5 protein-coding genes and 2 CRISPR repeat arrays are annotated in these 8,378 nt (G+C 71.1%); all 5 genes read left to right on the forward strand.

Translation table 11 applies throughout. The features are described 5' to 3' along the window. Positions 1-215 precede the first annotated feature (215 nt). Positions 216-793: a CRISPR direct-repeat array (repeat unit 29 nt; unit sequence GTGGTCCCCGCGCAGGCGGGGGTGGTCCG). Between the two features lie 272 nt (positions 794-1,065). The 5 genes from ACWGDX_RS30290 (at position 1,066) to ACWGDX_RS30310 (ending at position 8,260) form a co-directional block, all read left to right on the forward strand. After that, entirely contained in the window at positions 1,066-2,280 is a 1,215-nt protein-coding gene (locus ACWGDX_RS30290; RefSeq protein ID WP_453630699.1) for a helix-turn-helix domain-containing protein, read from the forward strand. A 168-nt stretch (positions 2,281-2,448) separates the two neighbouring features. Further along, the gene (locus ACWGDX_RS30295) at positions 2,449-2,925 is read left to right on the forward strand and encodes a hypothetical protein (protein ID WP_453630701.1); all 477 of its coding nucleotides are present in this window, start codon (positions 2,449-2,451) and stop codon (positions 2,923-2,925) included. Between the two features lie 380 nt (positions 2,926-3,305). Continuing rightward, the gene (locus tag ACWGDX_RS30300) at positions 3,306-3,809 is read left to right on the forward strand and encodes a glycine-rich domain-containing protein (protein WP_453630703.1); all 504 of its coding nucleotides are present in this window, start codon (positions 3,306-3,308) and stop codon (positions 3,807-3,809) included. Between the two features lie 668 nt (positions 3,810-4,477). Further along, positions 4,478-5,056 carry a DUF5919 domain-containing protein gene (locus ACWGDX_RS30305; RefSeq protein WP_453630706.1) on the forward strand — a complete coding sequence of 193 codons (579 nt, stop codon included), beginning with the start codon at positions 4,478-4,480 and terminating at the stop codon, positions 5,054-5,056. Between the two features lie 428 nt (positions 5,057-5,484). Then, positions 5,485-5,756: a CRISPR direct-repeat array (repeat unit 29 nt; unit sequence GTGGTCCCCGCGCACGCGGGGGTGGTCCC). Positions 5,757-6,007: 251 nt separating this feature from the next. Continuing rightward, positions 6,008-8,260 carry a glycoside hydrolase family 9 protein gene (locus ACWGDX_RS30310; RefSeq protein WP_453630705.1) on the forward strand — a complete coding sequence of 751 codons (2,253 nt, stop codon included), beginning with the start codon at positions 6,008-6,010 and terminating at the stop codon, positions 8,258-8,260. Positions 8,261-8,378 lie beyond the last annotated feature (118 nt).

Raw genomic sequence — 8,378 nt, forward strand, 5'->3', positions numbered from 1 at the left:
AAGCAAGGCCAGCCCATCGGCGGGACAAAAACCGAGCTCGCGCGACCAGGCAGACGCTCGGTCCAGCCCCTGGCCACACGGAAGCACCGTTCCACCTCGCCAGCGCGTTTCCCTGATGAGGGGACTTCACCACACGGCTCTGACACCATGGAGCTATGTGGACGGGCTTTGGTCAAGCAACGGCAAAGCCCCTCTAACACCGCAGCTCAGAAAGGGTGGTCCCCGCGCAGGCGGGGGTGGTCCGCCGTCCAGGACTATGGCATCCACGGTGGTCAGGTGGTCCCCGCGCAGGCGGGGGTGGTCCGCATTCTCCATCTTCGTCATACCGGCCATCCTCGTGGTCCCCGCGCAGGCGGGGGTGGTCCGACCCTGCGGCTGGGGGGTCTGGCGGGCCCGGAGTGGTCCCCGCGCAGGCGGGGGTGGTCCGGACGCCACCGCGCTGGCGGGCACCGAGGCCTGGTGGTCCCCGCGCAGGCGGGGGTGGTCCGGCCCCTGCTGGGCCTGCCGACACGGACACCATGTGGTCCCCGCGCAGGCGGGGGTGGTCCGGCGAGCAGGCGGGCCGCGCGTTGGAGCGCGGCGTGGTCCCCGCGCAGGCGGGGGTGGTCCGGCGCGACCCTCAACCGCCCGCCCGGGATGCCTGTGGTCCCCGCGCAGGCGGGGGTGGTCCGGAGAAGGGCGCCGCGCTCCTCCTGCTCTACCCGTGGTCCCCGCGCAGGCGGGGGTGGTCCGACGTGGCTGTTCACCTGGGAACAGCACCGGCAGTGGTCCCCGCGCAGGCGGGGGTGGTCCGATCCGCGATCTGGAGGGCGAGCAGGCAGGCACTCGGGACCGGCTCGCCGCGCTCGGCCGGTACATCCGGATCCTCCAGACCACCATCAGACAGGCTGGCCTCCCCGTTCCCGAGCCGGATCCCGGCGACCATCACCTCATCGACCAGTGACACCGCGGCCCGCTCTCCTCCGGGAGAGCGGGCCGCCTTCGTCATGCTCGGACCTGCGGCACCCCGCAGGCACGCCTCATCGGCAGTACCGTGGATCCACAAACCTTCTGGCGGGGGTCCTCATGAACACCAGCACTTCCATTGGCGACCGCATCCGCAGCCTGCGCGAGTTCCGCGACGTCACCCAAGAGCAGCTTGCCGAGCGCGCCGGCGTGCACGTGGACACCATCCGCAAGCTGGAGCAGAACATCCGGCAGTCGGCTCGGATCAACACGCTGCGGGCTCTCGCGCGGGCGCTGGATGTGCAACTCGAGCGGCTAGTAGGACAACCCACAGTGATGCCCCAAGGCCTTTCCGACGACGGCGGCTTGCTCGCCCTGCGCGACGCCATCCAGGACATCGGCGCGCTGCCCGGTGTCCTCATGGACAACAACCTCGAAGATCCGCCCGACACCGGCCAGTGGACTGCCTCGGTGAAGGAGGCCAACAGCCTCTACTGGGCGGGCGAGTACTCCACCCTGGCCAACAGGCTGCCCCTCATCCTGCGCGACGGGCGCGCCGTCGCCCGCGAGACCGACACCGAACCGGTCTGGCAGCAACTCGCCCTCGCCTACCAGCTGGCGGCATCCCTGAGCGCTCAGGCGGGACATCCTGACTGGGCGTTCGCCGCAGTAGAGAAGCAGCTCGCCGCCTCCCAGCGGGCCTCGGATCCGCTCATGGAGGGCATGGGCATTTCCACGCTGTCATGGGTCCTGCTGCGCCAAGGACGCTGGGAACAGGCCCAGGACGTGGCGGAGCATAAGGCCGACGCTCTGGAGCCATCATTCCGGCGTGCGACGCCCGAGCAGTTCGCCGTCTACGGCAACCTCCTGGTGGCCGCCGCGACGCCGGCAGCGCGTCGGGACAGCCGCGACGAGGCGAAGGCGCTTCTGAACATGGCGGAGGCTGCTGCCACACGATCTGGGTCCGTCGCCACACACGGCAGCGCGTTCTCGGTGGTGGACGTCCTCACCCAGCAGGTCAACGTGTCCTTGGCAGGGCAGGAGCCCGAGCCGGACGTGGCACTGGAGATCTCAGGGAGGGTCGACGTCAGCACCATCACCAGGCCTGTCCACTCCGCCGCATATCGGGTCGACGTCGCTCAGGCGCAGTACCAGACCGGCGATGTCGACGGGGCCCTGGGGACCCTGCTGGACGTTGAGCAGGACCAGCCGGAGTGGATCCGGTTCCAGGCCCTGGCCGCCTCCACCGTACGGGAGATGTTGGAAGCCGAGCGTCGTAGGAACACACCGCTGCGAGGACTCGCCGCACGCCTGGGGGTCGATCCCACCCTGTGATCCAGTAGGGCAACACGTCCTACCTGGGGGATACTTGAGCCCCCAGATGGGACGTTCTGCCACTGGGCTGTCATCACGCGGTTTCGTAGCGTGACTGCATGACGCGGCGCCGACCAACCCCCGCCAGGAACGGCCGGCGCCGCACGACATGCAGCCCAGGAGCCGACCATGACGCCAACTCCGCGCACTGAGCAGTCCATCGCTCGATGGCTGGAGTCCTCCTCCGAAGTCCCCGAGATCGCCCGGTCCGACTGGCAGAGCGGTCGCCCGGCCATCCTCCGCACCGGCGTCCGTTATGACGCCATCCGTATGCCGTCCGACCTGGTGCATGCTGCGGTGGAGAGCACCGAGCCGGAGGCCGTGACCCGCGCTCTGGCCGACCGCCTCGGCGGCCCGGTGATCGCCGACCCCGTAGCGTGGCACTACGCGCTCGTACCGCGCGGCACCACGTGGACCTCTCCCCTCGCCGAGATCCGCGGCCGGGGCAGTTGGCTGGGCATCCCGTCGACAGACCGCACCGATCCGTCTGTCCCTGGCGTGTACTGGGCGGTTCCTGTCACGACGACGGGAGACCTGTGCGACCCGGACGCGGTGGCCGAGCTCCTGCGCGTCGGTAGTGAGCGGCTGGAGGCCACCAGCCGGTGACCGCCCTCGACTATCAGTACCGGGGCGCGGGCAGTGGGCGCGGACAGCTCCAGCGGGTCCTGATCACGCAGGCCGGTCGGTTTCTCCCGACTACCGCGCGTGGCTGACCCACACCCAGGCCTGCGCCACATGCTCCGGTCCCGACGACCGGTGTGGCGACGGCGCCGCCCTGTGGCAGACGTACCTCGCGGCCCGCCGGACCACGGCATAGGCGCGCACCCACAGATTCCCGCCGGTTCGGTACGCGAGGGCGGGTTCCTGCCCGCGGCAACCATCGGGTCTCAGGGTCGCACCGCTGAACCCCCGCCCCGGCCGGACGCATCCGGCCAGGAAACCCCGGCCGGGGCGGGTCACCACCCATCCGAAAACAGGAGGCACATATGAGTATGGCCGCACATGCGCCCGCGCAGCGCGACGCCCGGTCCCTGCTGACGAACGAGGAGTTCGCCGGCGTAACCTCCACCGTCCTGCGCGCCAACCCCGGCATGGAACAGCCCCTCGCCGAGCGCATCACGCTGGAAGCCCTGAAGTTCGTGGCCACCGCGGCCGGACGTACCAGCGGACACATGGCGCCCTCGCCCGTGGTCGACGAGGGATGGCACGCCCTGATCCTCCACACCCGCGTCTACGCCGACCTGAACGGCCGCCGGCTCGGCGGGCGCTTCGTCCACCACGTCCCCCAGCCCCCGAACCCGACACACGCCCGGGTCCCCGGCATCCTGGCAGCCACCCAGGCCGCCATCGAATCGGCCGGCTTCGAACTGGATGCCGAGCTGTGGCAGGTCGGCCCGAAGGCCGTGGCCGCAGCCGACTGCCAGCACAGCCCGAGCCCCTGCGAGGATCACCCGTGCGATGCACCAAGCTGCGAATCCGGACCGAACTGAGTGGGCTCCGCCTACAGTGCTGCCATGAGCGCACCTGGACGTGAGGAACAGCAGGCCGCCGCCGCCGAGTTCCGCGCCCGCTGGAGGGCCGTGGCTGCACGGCGCCCCGAGCGTCGGCGTACCGGCCGCTGCCAGGGCCGCGGGCTCATGACGATGGCCACCAGCCAGGGGCCCGTCACCGTACCGTGCCTGTGCTGCGGAGGCGGAGCCTCAACGGCGTAACCGAAGTACCGAGAGCCTCGGCCGCAGGTTGCGGCCGGGGTGGTCCCCGCGCACGCGGGGGTGGTCCGGCCAGTTTCTCGCCCAGGGCTGTTCGCGGTCAGTCCGGTGAGCCCTGGCTGAGGAGTTCGTCGGCCACACGCTGCGCGGTCTCGGTGTCCCCTCACGGGTACGGTCCGACGGGGCGCCGCGGGCCTGTATCCGCTCCCTTGCGGAGACAGTTGGGACGTCGCGGCGGTAGCCTGAAAACCGCCCAAACGTCCCCGGAGGGACTCTTGGGCCCGGCCTTCAGATCGGCTACGGATGCGGCAGGCCTCTCACCGCGGCGCCTCGCGGTCGGGGCAGGGTTGACCGCCAAAACCATTGAGCGATGGCCGGCGGATGCCGAGTTGGTCCCGCACGCAAGGAACCGGGAAGACGCCTGCCGGGCGTTGGGAGTCGACGAAGAAATGCTGTGGCCACGCGCGATAACAGCCAGGGTCAAGACGGGCTACGACCGTGAACTCGTGCACTCGTATCCATACCGGAGCGCCTGTCCCTCACAGGTCTGGAACGACCTGGTCGCCGGCGTCGGCGAGAGCCTGTATCTCTGCGGCTACACCAACTACTTCTTCTTCACCCAGTTGCCGACCTTCTCCGACACCCTGCTGCGCAAGGCGGAAGCGGGCTGCAAGGTCCGGTTCCTGCTTGGCGACCCTGACGGTGAGGTGACCAGGCAGCGCGAGCGGATCGAGGACGTGGCACTGACGGTGAGCACGCGCATCCGCATCACGCTGGAGAACCTTTCCCGTCTCGGCTCTCCGGAGGGGCTGGAGGTGCGGTACAGCGCGCCCGAAGACGCGGTCAATCACGTGAGCTTGAGCGTGTTCCGGTTCGACGACGATGCCCTGGTGACCCCCCACCTTGCCCGCCTGGTCGGGCACGACAGTCCGCTCCTCCACCTGCGGCGTCACGGTGACGGAGGAATGTTCGGCCGGTTCGCGGAGCACGCGGAGGAACTGTGGGCGAACGGCGTGCCCGCCATGTAGCCGCATCCCGGACCTGCTGGAAGCACCTTGTCTGAAGCACCTTGCCTTCTAACGGCCTTGGGCCGACGCAGGGCGCATACGTCGGGCGGGTGGCTCCCTGCGCATGAGAGTTGCGGCTGAATCCGTGACCCAAATGCGGGTGCCCCTTGCCCCCGAAACACAGGGCTGCCCGCCTGCGGGGCAGACGCCGGCTGGTGGCCGTAATGCCAGTCCGCTTGCCTCGGTGCGGAGTTCACGGGTGGTCGGGCGCGGGACGGCCCCGCGTACGGTCGAGACAATCACCGGACATCCGGCCCTGGGTGGGCGAGAATGGTCAAGGACCAGGGGCGACAACCTGCCCGGATTGAGAAGGAACAGTAGCTATGCCGGTTTCCGTGAACCTGAGCAAAACCACCGCATCGACCGGATAAAAGCCCAGCTCAAAAAGGGTGGTCCCCGCGCACGCGGGGGTGGTCCCCTCTCCGGCCGCTTTGCAGACGGAGCATTTCTGTGGTCCCCGCGCACGCGGGGGTGGTCCCTTCGCGATGGGCCGCTGCGCCACCCCGTCCGGGTGGTCCCCGCGCACGCGGGGGTGGTCCCTTCTGGTTGAGGTTGAGGTCCTGGCGGACGTTGTGGTCCCCGCGCACGCGGGGGTGGTCCCGCGCGGGGGCCGGGGCATGACGCGGCACAAGGTGGTCCCCGCGCACGCGGGGTTGGCCCCCGGCCGCCCTTGGGCCGACGCGCCCCCGCCACCGCGCCCGGCACGTCCGCCGCGCCTCACCCCGCCCCCGCCGTCCCGCCACCACGCCCGGTGCGTCAACGCGCCACCCGCGCCCCGCCCCGCCCACGGCACCCACCGCGCCCCGCCGTGCGTGGGGCATTGACGGGGTGACGTGTGCATGTAAGTCTCCGGATTGGGAGCGCTCCCATCACGTTCCGCCCTTCGCCCGCACACGAAAGGTGACCATCGTCATGCCTGTGCTCACGCGCCCGTCCCCGCCGTCCGCCCTGCGGCGCGGGCTCGTCGGGGTGTTGTCCGTCGTCCTGGCCGCCGCCGCGCTGGTGGCCGCGCCCGCCCAAGCCGCCACTCCCGCCGCACCCGCCGCACCCGCTCCCAAGGCCGCCGCCGCCCAAGCCGCCCCGCCCGGGGCTGACGCGAAAGCCGCCGCCGCCATCGCCGTGCGGGTCAATCAGCTCGGTTATCTCCCCGACGGGCCCAAGCGCGCCACCGTCGTCACCACCGCATCCGCCCCCACCGCCTGGGAGTTACGCGGCGCGACCGGCGCCACCGTCGCCTCCGGCACGACCACCGTACGCGGCGGCGACACCGCCTCCGGGGACTCGACCCATCTCGTCGACTTCTCCTCGTACACCGGCACCGGCACCGGATACACCCTCGTCGTCGACGGGCGGACCAGCCACCCCTTCGACATCCGCGCCGGGCTCTACAACGGTCTGCGCTCGGACGCCATGTCGTTCTTCTACCAGCAGCGCAGCGGTATCGCGATCGAGGCGTCGCTCGCCGGCGGCGCCGCCTACGCCCGGCCCGCCGGGCATCTCGGGGTGGCGCCCAACAAGGGCGACACCAGCGTGCCGTGCCAGGCGGGCGTCTGCGACTACAGCCGTGATGTACGGGGCGGCTGGTACGACGCGGGCGACCAGGGCAAGTACGTCGTCAACGGCGGGCTCTCCGCCTGGCTGCTGGTCAACTCCTTCGAGCGCGCCAAGCGCGCCGGCACCGACGCGGCCCTCGGCGACTCCACCCTCCGTGTCCCGGAGCGCGGCAACGGCGTACCCGACGTCCTGGACGAGGCGCGCTGGGAGCTGGACTTCCTGATGCGGATGCAGGTCCCGGAGGGCAAACCGCTCGCCGGTACGGCGTTCCACAAGATCCACGACGCGAACTGGACGGGCCTGCCCACCCGCCCCGAACAGGACGCCGAGCAGCGGGAGTTGCACCGTCCCTCCACCGCCGCGACCCTCAATCTCGCGGCCACCGCCGCCCAGTGCGCCCGCGTCTACGCACCGTACGACGCGGCCTTCGCCGCCCGCTGCCTCGACTCCGCCCGCCGCGCCTGGACGGCCGCCCGCGCCAACCCGGGCCTGATCGCCCCGGACTCCGACGGCAACGGCGGCGGAGCGTACGGCGACGCCACGGTCAGCGACGAGTTCTACTGGGCGGGCGCGGAGCTGTACGCGACGACCGGCGAGGCCGCGTACCGCGACGCCGTCACCGCCTCCCCCTGGCACACCTCCTCCGGCGCCTTCAGCTCCTTCGGCTTCGGCTGGGCGGACACCGCCGCCCTCGGCCGGATCGTCCTGGCCACCGTCCCGACCGGCCTGCCCGCCGCCGAGACCGCCCGTATCCGCTCCTCCGTCACCACCGCCGCCGACGCGCATCTGACCACCATGTCCGGCCAGGGGTACGCGGTACCGCTCCCCGCGACCGCGTACGTCTGGGGCTCCAACGGCCAGGTGGCCAACAACGGCATCGTCATGGCCGTCGCGTACGGGCTGACGGGACAGCAGCGGTACCGCGCCGGAGGCATCGAGGCGCTGGACTATCTGCTCGGCCGCAACACCCTCGGGCAGTCGTACGTCAGCGGCTACGGCGAGCAGCCGTCCCGCAACCAGCACCACCGCTTCTGGGCCAACCAGTACGACGCCTCGCTGCCCAACCCGCCCGCCGGGTCCATCGCGGGCGGCCCCAACGCCGCGCTCCAGGACCCGGTCGCACAGGAGGAGCTGACCGGCTGCAAGCCCGCCGCCTGCTACATCGACGACATCGGCTCGTACTCCACCAACGAAGTGGCGGTCAACTGGAACGCGCCGCTGGCCTGGCTCACCCAGTTCGCCGCCGAAACCCCCGGCGGGGACGACGGAGGCGACGGAGGCGACGGCGATCCTGCCTCCGGCTGCGCGGTCACGTACGGGATCGACAGCGCCTGGAACAACGGCTTCACCGCCACCGTGACCGTGAAGAACACCTCCACGGCCGCCATCGACGGCTGGACGCTGAACTGGACGTACGCGGGCGGCCAGCGCGTGACCAACGCCTGGAACACCACGGTCTCCCAGAGCGGCGCCGCCGTCACCGCCAGGGACGCGGGCTGGAACAGGGCGATCGCGCCCGGCGGCTCGGTGAGCTTCGGCTTCCAGGCGACCTTCACCGGGAGCAACCCGCCGCCGACCGCGTTCACTCTCAACTCGGGGGCGTGCGGCTGACGTCCGGGGCCTGCTGTCCGGCGGTTGACGTCCGGCGGTTGACGTACGCCAACGTGGACGTCCTGCGCTCAGTCGCTCCCCGTGCACATCCGGGCGGTCAGGGAGGAATCCCTGACCG

This window comes from Streptomyces sp. NPDC055025 (assembly GCF_053608565.1).

Bases quoted from the DNA above. Each gene is read 5' to 3' on its own strand.
- ACWGDX_RS30290 (WP_453630699.1), top strand. From the start codon at position 1,066: ATGAACACCAGCACTTCCATTGGCGACCGCATCCGCAGCCTGCGCGAG.
- ACWGDX_RS30295 (WP_453630701.1), top strand. From the start codon at position 2,449: ATGACGCCAACTCCGCGCACTGAGCAGTCCATCGCTCGATGGCTGGAG.
- ACWGDX_RS30300 (WP_453630703.1), top strand. From the start codon at position 3,306: ATGAGTATGGCCGCACATGCGCCCGCGCAGCGCGACGCCCGGTCCCTG.
- ACWGDX_RS30305 (WP_453630706.1), top strand. From the start codon at position 4,478: ATGCTGTGGCCACGCGCGATAACAGCCAGGGTCAAGACGGGCTACGAC.
- ACWGDX_RS30310 (WP_453630705.1), top strand. From the start codon at position 6,008: ATGCCTGTGCTCACGCGCCCGTCCCCGCCGTCCGCCCTGCGGCGCGGG.